The sequence below is a fragment of the Nonomuraea sp. NPDC050310 genome (assembly GCF_040655795.1).
In the GTDB taxonomy this organism is placed as follows: Bacteria; Actinomycetota; Actinomycetes; order Streptosporangiales; family Streptosporangiaceae; genus Nonomuraea.
Genome location: NZ_JBFAKP010000008.1, coordinates 14,133 through 32,134 on the forward strand (window position 1 = coordinate 14,133; position 18,002 = coordinate 32,134).

Consider the following 18,002-nt stretch of genomic DNA (forward strand, 5'->3'; position numbering starts at 1 on the left):
CGTCCCAGCAACGCCAGTTAACCGAACACCCGAATCACAGTCAGATACAGCAGACGAACCGACACAGATCGCGATCTTGCACTCGAGGCGTCTGAGGGCCAAAGCCCCAGATCAAGCATCACACGATGAGTTATGAAGCGGTACAGCCAAGCGGATCGCTTGGTGGCGTGCTCGATGCCAGCGAGGATGTAAGTGGCGATATCCGTTGAGGGCGACGGTTTCGATGAGGGCGCAAGCTAGGAGTACTTCGGCTTGCGAGCTATCCGGATGCGCAACTCGATACGTCGTGTCGTCGGCGGTCCGCAGAGCCGGGGGCCCGACCGTGCCGAGGCGCGGCGGGGGTGCCGTAGCCGGAGGGCATGCGGCGCACGTGAACATCGCCTTCAGTAACGGCGCGGGCCTGGATGAGCCGGTCACGGCTGCGTCCAATGGGCTGGCGCACGGTTGGAACGGGCAGGGGGCCGATATGGAGAAGAGCTGGTCTCCCGTGGATGAGTGGTGAAGACCGGACGCGGTACCCGATCGGTGCTCGGTTCGTGCTCGGGCGTCCCGGGCATGGCACGTCATCGTTGGCCATCTGTGGACACGCAAACTGACGCGTCATCGCACAGACCGGCATAGACAGGCACGTCCGGCCATCAAAGGGTCTTGCTTCTAATCCGACGGTCGCGGACATCCGATCTGTGCAAGTCATCAAGCGGCGATCGCTTCGCGGCTGCGGAAGGCGGCTTCCTCGTTGTAGGGCGTGCCCTTGTGGAGGCAGCCGAGCATGCGGTTGAAGGTGTTGCGCCGAGCGCTGGTGTGCCTGTCGCGTTGGGCGCGTCGGTGGTCGTAGTGCGAACGAGCGCCGGGAGATCGCAGGGAGGCGAAGGCCCAGATGTAGCCGGCGGCAGCGAGGCGCCGGGCCGGGACCAGCCTTGGGCCTAAGGCCGGTGGGCCGACGGCTTCCCCATCGGCTTCGGCACGCAGCGCCGCCTCGTGTCGGCTGTCGTCGGCGAACGCATCGAGCTCGGCGTGCTCACGCGCGGCTTGGCCGCCGCGACCAGCGACGACGAGGCCGCGGTAGGGGGTTTGTCTTAGCGACACGATGGCGTGACCATCCGGCCGCGAGCCGGCATCCGATGCCACCGCCTATCAGCAGCGATGCGCGCCTACCCGCGATCACGCGTTTACCGAGCGTTCCCTGGTGAAAGCGTCTGCAGCGCGCACGACTTGGGCCCCGGAAGGCTTTCCGAGGCCCAAGTGTGTGTCCTACCGGGACGGCGCGCTCATCGGCGGCCCGCGTGCAGTTGTGTCACCTGCTCCGCGGTGAGCTCGTAGCTGTACAGACGGAAGTCGTCGATCAGGCCGTCGAACCTGGAGTCGCCCCAGCTCGTCCCGCCGAGGAAGTTGGCCGTGGTGTTACCGCCCACGCCCACGTCGCCGATGCTGATGGTGAAATCGTTGCGGGTGGCCTGGAGGACGCCGTTGAAGTAGATCTTCCCGACTGAGCCGTTCTGCGTGAACGTCACATGCGTCCACGTATTGAGTGGCAGGTCTTTGCCTGCTCCCAGCAGGAGCCGTTCCTGGGTGGCCACCCCAGGGGCCTTGAAGGTGGCGCCGAAGCCGGTGGTTCCGCCGGTCGTGGCTGACTGGAGCAGGAAGAAGGTGTCCGTGCTGCTGCCGATCTGGACCAGTGGCACCCAGTTCGGCAGTGTGTCGGGACGGGCCCAGAAGGAGACGGTGAACTGGTTGGTCAGGCCTGCCTCGATGTTGTCGGGGAGCCGGACCTCGTTGCCGGAGGTCGCCGCGCCGCCGGGCAGGCTCACCGCGGGGCCGTGGCGACCGGCCGTGCTCCACGACGTAGTACCCAGCAACGTCGCCGCTCCGATCGACGACTTCGCGCCGGTGTTCGCGGCGGCGGTGCCCGTGCCTTCGTCGAAGGTGTAGCGGACGGAGACGCCTTCGTTGTACATGCCCGCGACGTCCGCCGCGGTCAGGGTGGAGGTGTACAACCGGACGTCGTCGATCAGGCCGTCGAAGGCCGCGTCGGGATATCCGTTGCGGCCCAGCCAGTTGTTGGTCGTCGGGCCGACCTCGGTCATGCCGACGGTCAGGTCGGTACGCGTCGCGATGACCTGGCCGTTGAGGTACAGCGTGCCGATCGGGCCCTGGCGGGTGAAGGCGACGTGGTTCCACTGGTTGGCGACCACGTCCTGCGCCGGGCTGGCGTGGACCCTCTCCTCGGGGCCGGTCTTGCCCTTGAAGGTGACGGCGAGCCCGGTGCTCCCGCTCGCCTGGGTCTGCATCTGGATCTGGTAGTAGCTTCCGGCCGAGCCGAGCCCGTCACCGAGGTGGAACAGGCCGGTCCAGTTGTTCTTCACGTCGGGGCGTACCCAGAGCGCGGTGGAGAAGTTCGCCGCGCCCTGGAGCAGGTTGTCCGGCAGGTCCACCGCGTTGGCGGTGCTGCCGCCGGGCAGGTTGACCGCCTTGCCGAGCACGCCGTTGGCGGACCAGCCCGTGGTTCCGGTCAGAGCGGCGGCGCCGACCGCGCCTGCCGTACCGGTGTTGGCGGCGGTGGTACCCGTGCCCTCTTCGAACTCGTACCGGATCGGGATGCCGGTGGCCGGCGGCGGTGGGTTGTCGCCCACGATCACCAGATCGTCGATCATCAGGCCGCCGGCGGTCCCTCGCAGGGTGAGCACCTGGGAGGCCGTCGCGGCGGTGAAGGTGCCGACGTACGTGCCGTAGGCGGCGGTCGACGGCAGGGCTGTGGTGGCGGTGAGCGTCGCGTTCAGGTTGCCGATCGACAGCGTGCCTGTCGCCGCGGCGCTCCCGGACGTCCGGGCGTCGCGGGCGTAACGCAGCGAGATCCGGTAGGTGCTTCCAGGGGTGAGATCGCTGACCGTGCGGCTGAGGTTGCCCGAGCCGCCCAGAGCGAGCTGGTATCCCGTGTAGCCGAGGCCGCCCTGGCCGGTGGCGTTGCCGCGCACGAGCTGGACCTGGCTCGCCACGGCCCAGGGAACCATCCGGGAGTTGCCGGGGGCGACGTCGACCGTGGCCGGGGGGTTGTTGGTACGCCACTCGGCGGGCAGGCGCGGGTACTCGAACTGGTCCACCACCCGCGGGTTCAACTGGGTCATGATCACCGAAGGGTCGATCTTCACGATCTTCGCGACCGACGGGGTGCCGGTGTTGTCCCAGACGAACAGCATGTACGACCCGGGCGGGGCGTAGTTGCCGTTGAGCGGCGAGGTGATGCTCACTGTGCCACCGGACTGGCTGAACGCGAGGTCCTGGAAGTTCTGGTCGTTGTTGAACCCGTGCGTCACGGAACCGTTGCGGACCAGCGTGACCCGGGAGACCGTACCGGTCGCGGTGATCTGGAAGGTGCCGTTGTAACCGATCTTCTGCGGGGCGGCGCTGATCACCGGTCGCGGGGCGGCCTGGTCCCCGTTGAACAGGTACCCCGGCGAGTAGTACTCCACGTCCGTGTAGTTGCGCGGGCCGGGAGCGCCGCCGCCGCCGACCATCACGCGGCCGTCGGGCAGCAGCAGAGCGGTGGAGTGGTAGAGCCGGGCCCGCTCGTGCGGAAGGACGACCTCGGTCCAGTTGCCGGTGACCGGGTCCCAGATCTCCGGGTTGGTGACGTATCCGCCGTTGCCGTTGTTCTCCCGGCCGCCGCCGGTGACCAGCACCCTGCCATCGGGCAGGAGCGTCGAGGTCGCCCAGTGGCGCTGGTACTTCATCGGCTTGGTCGCGGTGATGACCGGGTTGGCGGTGCCGCCGGTGATGTCGACGACGAAGCCGGCACGGGCGCCGTCCGGACCGCCGCCGTTGGCCCACCAGCCGCCGCCGACCTGGAGGATCTTGCCGGGGCGGAACATCGTGGCCGTGGAGGTGGCGCCGACCGGGTTGCCGTTGGCGCCCTGACTGGCGATGTTCGCCGGCAGCGTGCCACGCAGGGTCAGCTGGCCGGTGCCGCCGTTGCCGGCGGGGTTCAGCTCGAACATCTGTGTGCCGCTGATGTTGAACAGCGTGCCGGTCGTCGGGGCGACGAACGCGCGCGGGTACCACCAGCGGTTCTCGTCCGCGCCCGCGTGGTCGGTGCCGCCGTCACCGTAGGCGGCCGGGCTCCTGGCGCCGTCGAGCTTCTTCCAGCCCGAGCCCTGTTCCGGGGTGTAGATCTCCGGAGTGAGGACGCCGCGCCCGCCGGGCCCGCCGGTGAGGCTACCGCCCTGGACGACGATGTCGCCGTTGGGCATGGTGGTGCCCGTCGGGTACCACCGGGGGAAGTTCATGGGCGCCTCGTTCTGCAGCCCGTTGTTGGTGGTGTAGCTCGTGACGCCGATCGCGCCGTCGTTGGGCGCGTTCCCGCCCATGCCGTCGTCGCCGCCGACCGTCATGGTGGAGTGGTCGTGCGGGCTCTGCACCTGCATGGCGCAGAACAGATCGGTGTAGGTGGTGTTCGGGAGGATGCCGCTGCGCAGGTTCGCCAGCGTGCGCGGGGTGGCCGGGTTCCAGATGTCGACCTCCATCTGGCCGCCCTGGGTGACCGAGTCGTTGCCGGTCCAGTCGTAGGGCGTGGTGTCGTTCCCCCAGCCGCCGACGCTCCCGAACGACTGCACCCTGCCGTCAGAGGTCAGCGCCATGTTGATCGGGACCAGCGGCCAGGGCGTGACGCCGCTCCAGGCGCCGGCCTGGTCCTTCACCGGCGGCGAGCAGTCCGCGGCCAGCAGCTTGGCGGCGTAGGCCAGACCGTTCTTCATCTGGGCGCGCATGTACGCCTCGCCGTAGGCGGTGCCCTCGTGCCCCATGGAGGTGTACCAGGACCGGCCGGAGTCGATCTGCTGGCACCAGGTGACCGGGTGCATGGAGCCCTGCCGGCCCATGCCGTACGAGGTCTCGTCGGCCTCGATCAGGGTGCGCACCCAGGGAGCCGGATTGACGACCCAGTCGTACCACTCGTCGCTGCGGGTGAGGCTGGCCGTCACGCCCTGCGTGAGCGGGTGGCTGGTGTTCGTCACGAACACGCGGCCCGGCCGTACCCCGGGGTTCTCCGGGTGTCCTTCGGAGACGGCGCCGACGAGGCGGGCGTAGAACGGGTTGACGTCGTGCTCGCTCTCGCCGACCGACCAGCCGGTGTAGTGCAGGCCCATGAATCCGCCGCCGCCACGGATGTAGCTCTCGAGCGCGGCGCGCTGTGCCGCGTCGAACAGCACACCACCGGTCTGGGCGAAGACCACGGTGTCACGGATGGCGAGGTTGGCGGTGTTGAAGGCCGCCGGGTCGTCGGTCTCCTGGATGTCGACCTGCTGGCCGTACTGGGTGCCGAGCTGGGTGGCCAGGTCGCGTACGGCCTGCCGGGCCTGCACGTGGGAGGCGTGGAAATTGGACTTGTAGAACAGCAGGATGCTGAGCCGTCCGTCGTTGTCTGGGGCGGCGAGGGCTGGGGCAGCGGGGATCGCCAGCCCGGCTAGGGCGACCAGCAACGCGACGAACGCCGCGGTGGTCCGGCTGGATAAGAGGCGGGGCACTTTCATGGGGATCCTTGAGGCAGACGGGGGGTGGCGGAGGTGGGCTAACCACCACGGCGCCCCGAAGTTATGCCGAAAGGAATGCATCGTCAAGAACTCAGTCCATCTATATGAACGTGTTTATTGCTGAGTTCCTATATGTGAACTGCTGGCGGTATAAACGAAATAGGCCCGCCGGAGCTCTTCCGGGGGCCTACATCGTCAAGATGGTCTCAGCGCAGTTCGGCGATGACGGTCTTCAGCTCGGTGTAGTCGTCCAGTCCGAAGGACCCGAGCTCGCGTCCCCACCCGGACTGCTTGAAGCCGCCGCGAGGCAGGGTGACATCGTCGGCGTGCCAGGTGTTGAGCCACACCGTGCCGGCCCGCAGCCGGCCGCCGACGCGGTGCGCCGTGCCGATGTCCTTCGACCAGACGCCCGCGGCGAGCCCGTAGACCGTGTTGTTCGCCGCCGCGACCACCTCGTCCTCGGTGTCGAAGGGTAGCGCCGTCACGACCGGGCCGAAGATCTCGTCGGTCTGCACCGCCATCCGCTCGTTCACCGAGGTGATGAGCGTCGGCGACACGAAGAAGCCGCGATCGCCGACGGCGTCGGCGCTTCCCGCGTTCAGCACGGCACCCTCCTGAAGCGCGCCACGGATGTAGCCCAGCACCTTCTCGTGCTGCTCCCGGGAGACCAGCGGCCCCATCTGCGAGGCCGGGTCGAAGCCGTCGCCCACCCTGATCGCCCGCGCGGCGGCGGCCACGCCTTCGACGACCTGGTCGAAGACACCGCGCTGGACGTAGAGGCGCGAGCCGTTGACGCAGCACTGCCCCTCGTTGAAGTACCCGCCGAGCACCGCGCCGGCGATGGCGGCGTCGATGTCCGCGTCGTTGAAGACGATGTTGGGCGCCTTGCCACCGAGCTCGAGGGAGACCTTCTTGAGGTTGCCCGAGGCCGCGGCCGCGATCTTCTTGCCGACCTCGGTGCTGCCGGTGAACGCGACCTTGTCGACGCCAGGATGGTCGACCAGCGCGGCCCCGGTGTCACCGAAGCCGGGCAGGATGTTCACCACACCGGCGGGCACGCCCGCCTCGAGCAGGAGCTCGCCGAGGCGCAGCGCCGTCAGCGGCGTCTGCTCGGCCGGCTTGAGGATGACGGTGTTGCCCGCGGTGAGGGCCGGGACGATCTTGAAGCACGCCATCAGCAAGGGGAAGTTCCACGGCACGATGCCCGCGACGACGCCGACCGCCTCGCGGCGGGTGTACGCGTGGAACTCGCGCCCCGGCACGGACATCGGGATGGTCGTGCCCTCCATCTTGGTCGCCCAGCCCGCGAAGTACCGGAAGAGCTCGGCGGAGACGGCCACGTCACCGTCCCGGGCCGCTTCGACGCGCTTGCCGTTGTCGAGCGCCTCCAGCTGGGCGAACTCGTCGCGATGGGCGTCGATGAGATCGCCGATGCGCCACAGCAGGTGGGAACGGTCACGCGGGGTCATTCTCGACCACGGGGACGGGGACTCGAAAGCCGTGCGAGCGGCCACGACCGCGCGGTCCACGTCCGCGGCGGACGCGTGCGCGACCTCGACCAGTAACTCCTCGGTCGACGGGTTGACGGTGGCGAACGTCCTGCCGTCCTTCGCGTCCACCCACTCGCCGCCGATGAGCAACTGCTTCGGCGAGGAGAGGAACGATCGTACGGCAGGCAGGAGCAGGGAGTTCTCGTGGGACATGACGGCCTTCCATGGACAGTCCGGACTATTTGCTGATCGACACTTTCGACCAGTCGAGGGTGAGGGTGACGGCGAGGACGATGATGACGCCGTAGAGGATCTGCTCGTAGGCGGACGGCACGCCGACGATCGGCAGGCCGACCCGGAGCAGCGTCACGACGAACGCGCCGGCCAGGCTTCGCCACACGCTGCCGTGACCACCGGTGATGGCGGTGCCGCCGACGACGATCGCCGCGACCGCCGGCAGAAGCAGGTTGTCGGCCATCGTGGGACCGCCGCTGAACTGGCGGGAGACCAGCATGATCGCGGCGAACCCGGCGCCGGCGCCGGAGACGGCGAACGCGCCGATCTTGACCAGGTCGACCGGGGTGCCGGCCAGCCGCGCGGCCGATTCGGAGTACCCCGTGGCGGAGATCCAGCTTCGTAGCGGGGTGAGCTTCAGCGTCAGGGCGATGAGGGCGACCACGACGAGGGCCATCACGAAGGACATCGGCACGTAGCCGCCGACGTAGAGCTCGAGCCACTTGACCGTCGAGTCGTCCACCACCCGCACGGTGCCGGCGCCGGAGACGACGAGGGCGACGGCGGACAGGATGCTCATCCCGCCCAGGGTGACGATGAAGGAGGGTATTCGGAGCAAAACATGCGCCACCCCCTGCACCGCGCCGATGGCCGCCGCGGCGAGGATGACCACGGGTGTGGCCAGGCCTCCGAGGTGCGGCAGCCACAGGGCCAGCAGGACGGTGGACAGCGAGGCCATCGCCGCGATCGACAGATCGATCCCTCCGCAGAGGACGATGAGCGTCGCCGCCGCGGCGAGCACGATGAGCGGCGCAGCCGTACGGGCCACCGCGGTCAGACTCCGCTGCGTCAGGAAGCCCGGGTCGGCGATGGCCAGGGCGGCCACCAGCGCCACCAGGGCGATGAGCGGCATGAATCCGGTGAGCCGCCGGCCCAGCCGGGGGCCGCTGTCACCGGTGGCCGGCTCGGCGGCCGGCTTCAGGGTGATGGGGGTGCTCATAGCATCTCTTTCACGAGGTCCAGAGGGCTCGGCTTGCCGCCGGCCGGGCAGGCGACCTCGGAAACGACCCGCCCGTCGTTCATGACCAGGATGCGGTCGGCCATGCCGATGGCCTCCTCGAGGCTGTCGGCCAGCAGTACGGTGGCGACCCCGCTCGCCGCGAGCTCCCGCATCAGCCGGTACACCTCCGAGCGGGCGCCGATGTCCAGGCCTCGCGTCGGGTGGTCCAGCAGGAGCAGGCGGATGTCGCCGCCGACCAGCCAGCGGGCCAGGACGACCTTCTGCTGGTTGCCGCCGGACAGCCGCTGGATAGGGGTGTCACGACCCGGTGTCCGGATGGACAGCCGCTCGATCCAGCGGTCCACCAGCGCGGCCTGTTTCCTGGGCGCCACGAAGGGGCCCGCGCACCGGGCCCGCTGCTTGGCCAGGGTCATGTTCTCGGCCACCGACAGCGGACCGACCATGCCTTCCGTCTTGCGTTCGGCCGGGACGTAGCCGATGCCGGCGGCGCAGGCGGCGCGCGTGCCGGAGATCTTGACCTGCTTGCCGTCCATCCGGATCTCGCCGGCGGTGACCGGCTCGGCGCCGAACAGGGCGCGGCAGACGTCCTCCCGGCCGGATCCGTGGACGCCGACGATCGCCACGATCTCTCCTGCCGCGACGTCCAGGTCGATGTCCTTGAACGACGAACCCGACAGCCCGCGTACGGCCAGCCGAGGCTCCCCCGACTCGACGACGGCCGCGGCGTTCTCGTGGTAGTGGTCGTCCGACCCGGTGGACCCGATCATCATCCGGTGCAGCTCGCGGGGGACGGCTCCGGCCGCGGCGACCTCGCCGACCGACCGGCCGTTGCGGAGCACAGCCACCCGGTCGCACACCTCCAGCACCTCGTCGAGGCGATGGGAGACGAAGACGACCGAGGCGAACTCGCGCAGCCGGCGGATCTGCGCGAACAGGGTCTCGATCTCCTTGGACTCCAGCACCGACGTCGGCTCGTCCAGGACGATCACCGGTGGGTGCTGGCTCCGCTGCTCGATGCGCAACACCTTCGCGATCTCGACCATCTGCCGGTCGGCGAAGGACAGCGCGTCGGTGCGGACCATCGGGTCGATGGTCGAGCCGATCTTGTCGAGCTGCTCCTGGGCCAGGCGGCGCATGGTGTCCCAGCGATAGACGCCCCGGCGGACTCCCGGCCCTTCCCCGCCGAGGAGGATGTTCTCCGCCGCGGTCAGGTTCGGCACCAGCGACTGCTCCTGGAACACCATGCCGATGCCGTGGTCGGCGGCATCGACGACGCTGCGCAGCTTGACCGCCTCGCCGCGGACCCGGATCTCGCCGGCGTCGGGGACGACCAGGCCGACCAATGCCTTGAGCAGGGTGGACTTGCCGGCCCCGTTCTCACCGACCAGACCGAGGACTTCGTGCTGGCGGACGACCAGGTCGACACCGTCGAGGGCCTTCACCCCCGGATAGTGCTTGACCAGGCCGCGGACCTCCAACGCCGGCGTCGAGGCTGGGACGCTCACTTGACCACCTGGTTTCTGCGACGCTGGGGGATGACCGCGGCCGCCACCGCGGCCACGACGATGAGCCCCTCGACCCCGCCCTGCCAGTACGGGCTGACCCCGATCTGCACCAGACCGTTCGTGAGCACCACGACGAGCAGGACGCCCACGGCGGAGTGCAGGACGCCGCCCCGGCCCCCGGTGAGCAGGGTCCCGCCGACGACGGCAGCGGTGATGGCGGAGAAGTCGTATCCGCTGCCGGCCTGGACGAGACCGGCCCCGAGCTGGCTGGTCACCATGACTCCGGCAAGGCCGTAGAAGGCGCCGGCGACGGCGAAGACCGCGACCTTGTACGGTTTCACCCTGACGCCGGAAAGGGCGAGCACTTCCTCGGCGCCGCCGATCGCGAACGCGTACCGGCCGAGCCGGGTGTAGCGCTGGACCAGCCAGCCCGCCAGAACGCACGCGGCGGCGATCCAGGTGAGATAGGACAGCCCCAGTAACCGCTCGATCGCCCAGCCCTTGAGCATGGGGTCGGAGATGTTGGGCTGGACGCCGGCGAACAAGAGGGTCGCCACGCCGAGCCCGACGGCCGACACCCCCAGCGTCGCCATGAACGAGGGCACCTTCAGCAGGACCAGGGCGAGCCCGCTCAGGCAGCCGAACGCGCAGCCCAGCAGGACGGCGACCCCGATCCCGAGAAGTCCGAGGTCGTTGTCGTTGCGATTGTTGGCCACCAGGAGCGACACGGTCAGGGCGGAAGCGCCCATCACTCCCGCGGCCGAGAGGTCGATGGAGCCCATCACCAGCACGAACGTGATGCCGCAGGTGACGACGGCGAGCACGGCGGCGGCGTCGACGATGTTCTGGACGTTCTCGATGCTGCGGAACCGCGGGCTCAGCACCGCGAACATCAGGAAGATGACGGCCAGGGCGACCGGTGGACCGGCGTCTCGTAACGACGCGCCTCGCCTGGAGATGCGGCGAGGCACGGAGGCGACCTCGGATGCCAACGTCACGTCAAGGCCCCGGCCACACGCTTGAAGACGTTGCCGCACTCGAAGTCGGACGGGTTCGTCTTCGGCTGTGCGAAGCTGGCGGCGTTCTCCTTCGTCACCAGGAACTGCTCGGCGAAGAAGGCGCGATTGGCCGCGGGCAGGTCCTTCACCGCCAGCTTGCCGGTGGCCACGCAGAAGCCGATCGCCAGGCCGATCCCGCCCTGCCAGCTACCGTCGCTGGAGACGGTGGCGGTCATGGATCCGTCCTGTACCGCCTTGACCGCGTCAGGAACGGCGTCGATCCCGACGACCGCCACCTGCCCGGCCTTGCCCGCCTGCTGGAGTGCTTCCAGCGCGCCGAGTGCCATGTCGTCGTTGGCGGTCCAGATGCCCTTGACCTTGTCGCCGTGCTTGGTGAGCAGCGTCTGGGTCACCGTACGCGCCTCGGCGCGGGAGAAGTTGGCGGTCTGCTGGTCGAGCAGCTCCACACCGGGATTCTTCTTGAGCGACTCCTGGAGACCGGCGAACCGGTCCTTCGCGGCCGCGGTGTCCAGCACGCCTTGCAGCGCGATGATGCCTCCCTGCCCGCCGATCGCCTTGGCGAGCGCGTCACCGATCTGCCGGCCCGACTCGACGCCGTTGTAGGTGATGTGGCTGATCCATGTCTTGTAGTCGGCCGGCTTCAGGTCGGCCGGCTTGTTCCACTGCGTGACGAGGTAGGCGCCGGCCTTGTCGGCGCCCTTGACGATCGCCGTGGTGTCGGAGTCGCCGTTCGGCAGCACGTTCATGACCAGGCACTTGGTGTCGCCGGCGAGGAGCTGGCTGATCTGCTCCTGCTGCTTGGTGGAGTCGCCGCCGTAGGTGAGGCGCTGCTGGGTGAGACCGACCGTCTTGGCGAACTCGTCGCCGCCGGTGAGCCACGAGGCCTCGTACGGGTTGGACTCGTTGCGGACCTGACCGACGAGTTTGACGTCAGCCGGCTTGCAGCCGGCCGCGCCGGCGGAGTCGCCGCCTCCGGCCGCCTGTTCGCTGCAGCCGGTCAGGGCGGCGGCCGCGAGCGAGAGGCTCAGTAAAACCACGGTGGGGCGAGTATTGATCTTCATGGGTGATCCTCGATCTCTTCGGCGCCGGGGGGAGCCGGCGGGGGGCGCGACGGGAAGAGAAACCTGTCGTCGGGGGACTGATGGCGACAGGTGCTGTCGTATTTTGCGGTTATGGACGCGCCGGAAGCCAGCGTCAGCGGGCCATCCAGCCGCCGTCGACGACCAGGACATGGCCGTTGACGTAGTCGGCGGCGGCGGAGCTGAGGAAGACGGTCGCTCCGGCGATGTCGGAGGCGTCTCCCCAGCGGCCGGCCGGGATGCGCTCGAGGATGGACCGGGATCGATCCGGGTCCGCCCGCAGCGCGGTCGTGTTGTCGGTGTTCATGTAGCCGGGCGCGATGGCGTTGACCTGCACGCCGTGCCGGGCCCACTCGTTGGCCAGAGCCTTGGTGAGGCCGGCGACGCCGTGCTTGCTGGCGGTGTACGACGCCACGCGGATGCCACCCTGGAAGGACAGCAGGCTGGCGATGTTGACGATCTTTCCCTGCCCGCGCTCGGTCATCGGGCGGCCGAACGCCTGACAGAGAAAGAACAGGCCGTGCAGGTTCACGTCCAGGACGCGATGCCACGACTCCTGGGTGACGTCCACCGAGTCCTCGCGGTCGATGACGCCGGCGTTGTTGATCAGGATGTCGACCTGACGATCGCGGTTCACCTCCGCGGCCGCTCGCCCGATGGCGTCGTGATCGCTGATGTCGAGGTCCACGACCTCCACCGCGCGGCCAAGGCCGGTGATCTGGTCCCGGGTGGCTGCCTGGCTTCCCGGTCTGCCCAGGAGGACCAGGTCGGCCCCGGCCTGGGCGAGGCCCAGAGCGACGGCGCTTCCCAGCCCTCGGCCCGCGCCGGTCACCACGGCGCAGCGGCCGGTCAGATCGAACGGCGAGCTCATAGATCCTCCAGCGCCACCGGCGTGAGATCGGTGTACTGGTTGTTCTCGCCGGCCATGGCCCAGATGAAGGCATAGGAGCCGGTGCCGGCCCCGCAGTGGATCGACCACGGCGGCGAGATGACGGCCTCGCGGTTGCGCACGATGAGGTGACGAGAGGCGCCGGGATGCCCCATCACGTGGAAGACCCGGTCGTTCTCGTCGAGATCGACGTACAGGTAGACCTCTGTGCGCCGGTCGTGCAGGTGCGGCGGGAAGGTGTTCCAGACCGAACCTTCGGTGATGACGGTCACGCCGAACTGGAGCACCGAGGTCCGCAGCTCCTGGCCCCAGGCGTACCGGTAGAGGCTGCGCTCGCTCGCGCCCTGCGGCGTGCCCAGCTTGACCGGGTCGATCGCCGAGTGGCTCAGCAACGTGGTGGGGTACGCGGCGTGTGCCGGGGCGGACACGAAGTAGAACGCGGCGTCAGGACCGGTGAAGACGACCTCGTTGCCCAGGCCGACGAACAGCCCGTCGAGATGGCGGAGTTCGAACTTGTCCCCGTTGACCAGCACATGGCCGGGCCGGCCGACGTTGACGATGCCGAGCTCCCGGCCGGCCAGGTGCGACGGGGTGCCGATGACGTCCCAGGCCGGCAGCTCGAGCTGCCGGTCGGCGGGAACCGCACCCCCGACCACCAGCCGGTCGTCGTGGGTGTACACCGCGTGCACCTCGCCGGTGCGGAACAGGCGGTCCACGAGGAAGTTCTTCCGCAGGTCCGCGTTCGTGGCCGTCTCCACGCTGTCAGGCGAAGCGGAGTACCTTACCTCGATCAAGTCCTTCTCCTTATGTGAACCAAGTTCTGCTATGTGAACTGAGCGCGACGATAGCTGTGGCCTTGATGGCGAGTCAAGGCATGGAAGTCAGTCCTTATATGTGAACTGTGGTTTATTGGTATCTGCCGGATGCAGGCACCATGATTGATCGATCCCTTGAGAAGGAGGCCTCGGTGGGCGCGGACAAGACGGTCAACGGCAGCTCTGCCACCTCGCAGGTCAAGTCCGCCGCGCGCGTCCTCGACATCCTGGACGACATCGCCGCCCACGGCGAGGGCACCCAGCTGCAGCTCGCCACGCGCCTCGGCATCCCCAAGAGCAGCCTGCACGCGCTCCTGCGCACCATGTGCGCTCGCGGCTGGCTGGACACCGACCAGACGGGCAGCATCTACCGGCTCGGGGTGCACACCTTGACCGTCAGCTCGGCCTACATCGACGGCGATCCGGTCCTGACGCGAGCCAGGGCCGTGATGGACGAGATCGCCGCGGCCACCGAGGAGACGGTGCACCTGGGCCGGCTGGAAGGCTCCGAGATCATCTACACGGCGAAGCGCGAGTCCAAGCACCCGTTGCGCATGTACTCGGCGGTCGGCCGCCGGCTGCCCGCCTACAGCACGGCCCTCGGCCGGGCGATGCTCGCGGAGATGCCGGAAGACGTCCGCGATGCGCTGGTCCCGCAGCAGATCAAGGCCATCACCCCGCAGACGGTCACGGACCGGGACGCCCTGCTGGCGATCATCGACAAGGCGGCCAGGCTCGGGTACGCCGAGGAGAGCGAGGAGTCCTGCCTGGGCGTGCGCTGCTTCGGTGTGGCGCTGCCGTTCTCCCGCCGATCGGTCGACGCGCTGAGCGTCGCGGTTCCGATCAGCCGCCTCAAGCAGGGCCGGGAGGACCTGATCATCGAGACGCTGCTGAGCGTGAAGGCTCGCCTGTCGGCGATGAGCGACAACAGGCTGGGGCGCTGACCCGGTCGCACGCCTCGGCGGCGGAACGACTTCGGGGCTGACCCTGCCGCAGGTCAGCCCCGTCACTCTCACTCTCCGATACCGCCCGCTGGTCGCGCTTGCCGTACGAGCGCGGTGTCAGTCCTGGCTCAGCTTGGCCAGCACGCCCGCCCGGCTCGCGTCCTCGCTGGCGAGCACGCCCCCGTTGGCCACGTCGTCGGCGGTGATCTCGGTGAACACCATGCGGACGTCCTGCCGGCGGGCTCCCAGGATCTCGACGGCGTGGTCGGCCACTGCCTGGGCGAAGGCCTTGCGTTGCTCCAGCGTCCGGCCCGCGAGCAGTTCGACGGTGATGTTGGGCATGACGTCCTCCCTCTGGCTGGCTGTCCAGCATGCGGGCTTCAGTTCACTAATGTGAACGAACGGTACAGCGCTCCAGGGGACGGCGCAATGTACGGCTCTGCTGGTTCACATACTTGACATCGGTTCAGCCTGTTGGTCGAATCGGAGCGACCCCCTGGCTCGGCGAACCCTCGGAGCAACGCCGGCGAGCCGGCTCGTCTTCAGGCGCGAGGATGCGACATGCGGCGCAATGACAGCGGATCTGTTCGAAGGGCGCGGGTGCGGCGCCTCGTGTACGCCGGCGCTGCTGCGCTCGTCGTCGTCCTCGGCACCGCGTCCCCGGCGAGCGCCCACGTGACCGTCACGCCTTCCACGACCGCGGCCGGGGCGCATGCCGTACTCCAGTTCAGCGTCGGGCACGGCTGCGAGAACTCGCCCACGACCAGGATCACCATCCAGCTTCCGCCGCAGATCACCTCGGCGGCCCCCACCCGGGCGGCGGGGTGGACGATCACGAAGCAGACGGAAGCGGTCAGCCCGCCGGTCGTGGACACCCACGGCAACCAGATCGTGCAACGGGTCGCGTCGGTCACGTTCAATGCGGAGGTCCCGCTGCCGGACGGCTACCGCGAGGTCTTCGAGCTCGAGGTCACGTTGCCTGCGGCCAAGGGGACCAAGCTCGTCTTTCCCACCATTCAGACCTGCGAGCGCGGCGAAGCCGCCTGGACAGAGGTCCCACAGGACGGGCAGCACGTCGAAGCGCTCGAACTGCCCGCGCCGAGCTTCGTCGTCTCCGAGCCCGCCGGCGGCACACACCACCACGCTCAGTCCGCCTCGGGAGGGGGCGGTGTCTTGACGCTCGCCGCGCTGGCGCTCGGCGCCCTCGGCTCGGCCCTCGGCGGCGTGGCGCTCGTCCGGCAGCGCCGCCTCACATGATCAACCGGCGGGCGGTGATCCTGGCCTTCGCCTTAGCGGTGCTGCTCGGCTTCCCTCAGCCGGCGTACGCACACGCGCACCTCATCAGCACCGATCCGGCCCAGGGGGCGGTGCTGCAGACCGCGCCCGGCCGGGTCCGGTTCACGTTCGATGAGGCAATACGCGGCGTCCCAGGCGGTGTCCAGGTCTTCGGCTCGCAAGGCGAGCCGGTCGCGGCCAAGCCCAGCGTCAAGGGCGCCGAGCTCGACGTCGTCTTCTCCGCGCCGCTGGGCACCGGCACGACCGTGATCACCTGGAGGGTCGTCTCCGCGGACGGGCATCCGATCAGCGGCGCCCTCACCTTCTCCGTCGGCGCGCCGACCACTGTCGTCACCCCGCCTCCGACTGGCCCGACCGCTGTCGCCGACGTCTCCTGGCCACTGACACTGGCTCGTACGGCAGGCTACCTCGGCCTTCTTCTCGCCGCCGGGCTGGTCGCGTTCGCCGCCATGTTCCTGCCTGCGGCGTCCTACGCCGACCGCCCTCGGCGCCGTGTCACCGTCTCGGCGCGTGCCGCCGCGGCCGTCGCCGCCGGAGCGTGGCTCACCGCGTTGCCGATCACCGCGGTCTACCAGCTCGGCGGCGGGCCGGGCCTGCTCCTCGAAGGCGTGACCTGGGCGTCGCTGCCGCTCACCGAGTACGCCGTCGCCACGACCGTCGCCGGTGGCCTCGCGCTGGCTGTGGCACTGCTCGGACACGGGCCGGCGTCGCGACCACGTCGCCTCGCGACGGTTGCGGCAGCCTCGGCCGCGGTCACAGCCCCCGCGCTGGTCGGGCACACGCGCGCGGCGAGCCCCGAACTCCTCGTCATCGGCGTGGACGCCCTGCACCTCCTCGCGGGCAGCATCTGGCTCGGCGGAATCACCGGTCTCGCTCTCACCCTGCCGGCCCTCTCGGCCCGTGGCGCCGTCGCGGCTGAGGTGCTCACCCGGTTCTCCACCACGGCCAGCACCGTCCTCGTGGCTCTGGTCGCCACCGGACCGCTCCTCGTGTGGCGCATCTTCGGTTCTTGGCCCACGCTGACCGGCACCGAGTACGGCCGGCTGCTGCTGGCCAAGATCGCCATAGTGCTGATCGCTCTCGCGATCGCGGCGTGGAACAGATGGTCGCTCCTCCCGCGCCTCGAACAGGCCTCAACCACCACCAGCCGGCAACGCCTCTCCCGGCCGGTGGTGCGCGCCACCACGATCGAGGGCGCGCTCCTCGCTGCCGCACTCCTCCTGACCGGCATCCTGGTCGACACCAGCCCCGACGGAGACCCCGCGCCAGCGGCGTCCAACCTCGACACCCACACCACGGCACTGGGCGACATAAAGGTGCAGGCTTCCCTCACTCCGCTCACCCGTGGCCCCAGCACCCTCACCCTCCGGCTGCGCTCCGCCGCCGGTGAACCTGCCGAGGGCGTGGCTCCGCCGGTGGTACGGCTGGCCTCCGACACAGCAACGCTGGGCGCCGTCCCCCTGACGCAGGCGTCGGCGGGCTTCTACACCGCGCAGGTCGTGCTTCCGGTAGCGGGAACGTGGCGGATGCAGGTGTCCCTGCGCGTCAGCCAGTTCGTCAATCCCGTGGCGGAGCTGAGGTTCGTAGTCAAGGGATGATCGACGCTCCCTAGGTCAGACCCCGCCCACATCGCCGAGCCGGGTGTGCCATGGTGAACCGAGTCTTCGTCGTCGGACCCTGTCCACACAGGCGGTCGCCATCGAGAAGCGCCGGCTCCCAACCACTGGCAGCGCCGGCACCACCGAGCGGATCGCCGTCTGCTTGCGGTCGCATGGACGGGGCGAGGGGGCGGTCACCGGTCGCCTGTTCCGCAGGTGAGCGGGCTGATCGTCTGGGGGCCCGCTGGGACCACACGCTGTGCGCACGAGTCGCAGGTAGGGAAAGCTGTGTCCTTTCCCTTCCGCTGGCGTAAGCGTGTGACGTGCGGAAACAGTCGGCTCCTTTGCTCGCTGACCGGCTCGACCACATTCGAGCGCAACAGGCAGCCGCCCCATCCTGACCCATCAGCGCCCGGATCGAGGTGTTCGCACACCCCGCAGCAGCGGCGGTCCCGCCCAGTTGAGATCCAGTAATCGCCCGGCTCACCTGCCTCGAACGACAGGAACCGCTCCAGCCGCTCGGGTCCGGCGTTGGGACCCCAAACCACCCGGTCGAGGTGAAGCCAAAATCCGTCATGCTCCGGGGCCAT

13 protein-coding genes are annotated in these 18,002 nt (G+C 69.2%); 3 read left to right on the forward strand and 10 right to left on the reverse strand.

Annotated elements, in window-relative coordinates; all coding sequences use genetic code 11:
• Nucleotides 1–693 precede the first annotated feature (693 nt).
• From AB0I67_RS20505 to kduI, 9 genes are all read right to left on the reverse strand, one after another.
• Nucleotides 694–1,128: a hypothetical protein gene (locus AB0I67_RS20505; RefSeq protein ID WP_357925692.1), complete on the reverse strand. Its 435-nt coding sequence runs from the start codon at nucleotides 1,126–1,128 to the stop codon at nucleotides 694–696.
• A 140-nt stretch (nucleotides 1,129–1,268) separates the two neighbouring features.
• Nucleotides 1,269–5,522 (reverse strand): LamG-like jellyroll fold domain-containing protein, encoded by a 4,254-nt coding sequence (locus AB0I67_RS20510; RefSeq protein WP_357925694.1) that lies wholly within the window; start codon nucleotides 5,520–5,522, stop codon nucleotides 1,269–1,271.
• A 206-nt stretch (nucleotides 5,523–5,728) separates the two neighbouring features.
• On the reverse strand, nucleotides 5,729–7,225 hold the full coding sequence (locus AB0I67_RS20515) for an aldehyde dehydrogenase family protein (RefSeq protein WP_357925696.1): 1,497 nt from the start codon (nucleotides 7,223–7,225) through the stop codon (nucleotides 5,729–5,731).
• Between the two features lie 25 nt (nucleotides 7,226–7,250).
• Nucleotides 7,251–8,246 (reverse strand): ABC transporter permease, encoded by a 996-nt coding sequence (locus AB0I67_RS20520; RefSeq protein WP_357925698.1) that lies wholly within the window; start codon nucleotides 8,244–8,246, stop codon nucleotides 7,251–7,253.
• Nucleotides 8,243–9,772, reverse strand: coding sequence for a sugar ABC transporter ATP-binding protein (locus tag AB0I67_RS20525; protein WP_357925701.1), 1,530 nt, complete (start codon nucleotides 9,770–9,772; stop codon nucleotides 8,243–8,245). The genes AB0I67_RS20520 and AB0I67_RS20525 overlap by 4 nt, the downstream gene beginning before the upstream one ends.
• The gene (locus AB0I67_RS20530; protein ID WP_357925704.1) at nucleotides 9,769–10,743 is read right to left on the reverse strand and encodes an ABC transporter permease; all 975 of its coding nucleotides are present in this window, start codon (nucleotides 10,741–10,743) and stop codon (nucleotides 9,769–9,771) included. The genes AB0I67_RS20525 and AB0I67_RS20530 overlap by 4 nt, the downstream gene beginning before the upstream one ends.
• Nucleotides 10,744–10,766: 23 nt before the next feature.
• A complete protein-coding gene (locus AB0I67_RS20535; protein ID WP_357925707.1) occupies nucleotides 10,767–11,852 on the reverse strand; it encodes a sugar ABC transporter substrate-binding protein in 1,086 nt (361 codons plus the stop codon).
• Between the two features lie 133 nt (nucleotides 11,853–11,985).
• Nucleotides 11,986–12,741 (reverse strand): 2-dehydro-3-deoxy-D-gluconate 5-dehydrogenase KduD, encoded by a 756-nt coding sequence (gene kduD, locus AB0I67_RS20540; RefSeq protein WP_357925711.1) that lies wholly within the window; start codon nucleotides 12,739–12,741, stop codon nucleotides 11,986–11,988.
• Nucleotides 12,738–13,553: a 5-dehydro-4-deoxy-D-glucuronate isomerase gene (gene kduI / locus AB0I67_RS20545; RefSeq protein ID WP_357925713.1), complete on the reverse strand. Its 816-nt coding sequence runs from the start codon at nucleotides 13,551–13,553 to the stop codon at nucleotides 12,738–12,740. The genes kduD and kduI overlap by 4 nt, the downstream gene beginning before the upstream one ends.
• A 140-nt stretch (nucleotides 13,554–13,693) precedes the next feature.
• On the opposite strand from kduI, the gene AB0I67_RS20550 reads away from it, so the two are divergent.
• On the forward strand, nucleotides 13,694–14,518 hold the full coding sequence (locus tag AB0I67_RS20550) for an IclR family transcriptional regulator (protein WP_357925716.1): 825 nt from the start codon (nucleotides 13,694–13,696) through the stop codon (nucleotides 14,516–14,518).
• A 117-nt stretch (nucleotides 14,519–14,635) separates the two neighbouring features.
• Here the strand turns inward: AB0I67_RS20550 and AB0I67_RS20555 are convergent, their stop codons facing one another.
• Nucleotides 14,636–14,860: a tautomerase family protein gene (locus tag AB0I67_RS20555; protein ID WP_357925719.1), complete on the reverse strand. Its 225-nt coding sequence runs from the start codon at nucleotides 14,858–14,860 to the stop codon at nucleotides 14,636–14,638.
• A 258-nt stretch (nucleotides 14,861–15,118) separates the two neighbouring features.
• Between AB0I67_RS20555 and AB0I67_RS20560 the strand changes: the two genes are divergently transcribed.
• Nucleotides 15,119–15,775 carry a YcnI family protein gene (locus AB0I67_RS20560; RefSeq protein ID WP_357925722.1) on the forward strand — a complete coding sequence of 219 codons (657 nt, stop codon included), beginning with the start codon at nucleotides 15,119–15,121 and terminating at the stop codon, nucleotides 15,773–15,775.
• Complete coding sequence (locus AB0I67_RS20565) at nucleotides 15,772–17,412, forward strand: copper resistance protein CopC (RefSeq protein ID WP_357925726.1); 1,641 nt, start codon at nucleotides 15,772–15,774, stop codon at nucleotides 17,410–17,412. Before AB0I67_RS20560 ends, AB0I67_RS20565 begins: the two co-directional genes overlap by 4 nt.
• Nucleotides 17,413–18,002 lie beyond the last annotated feature (590 nt).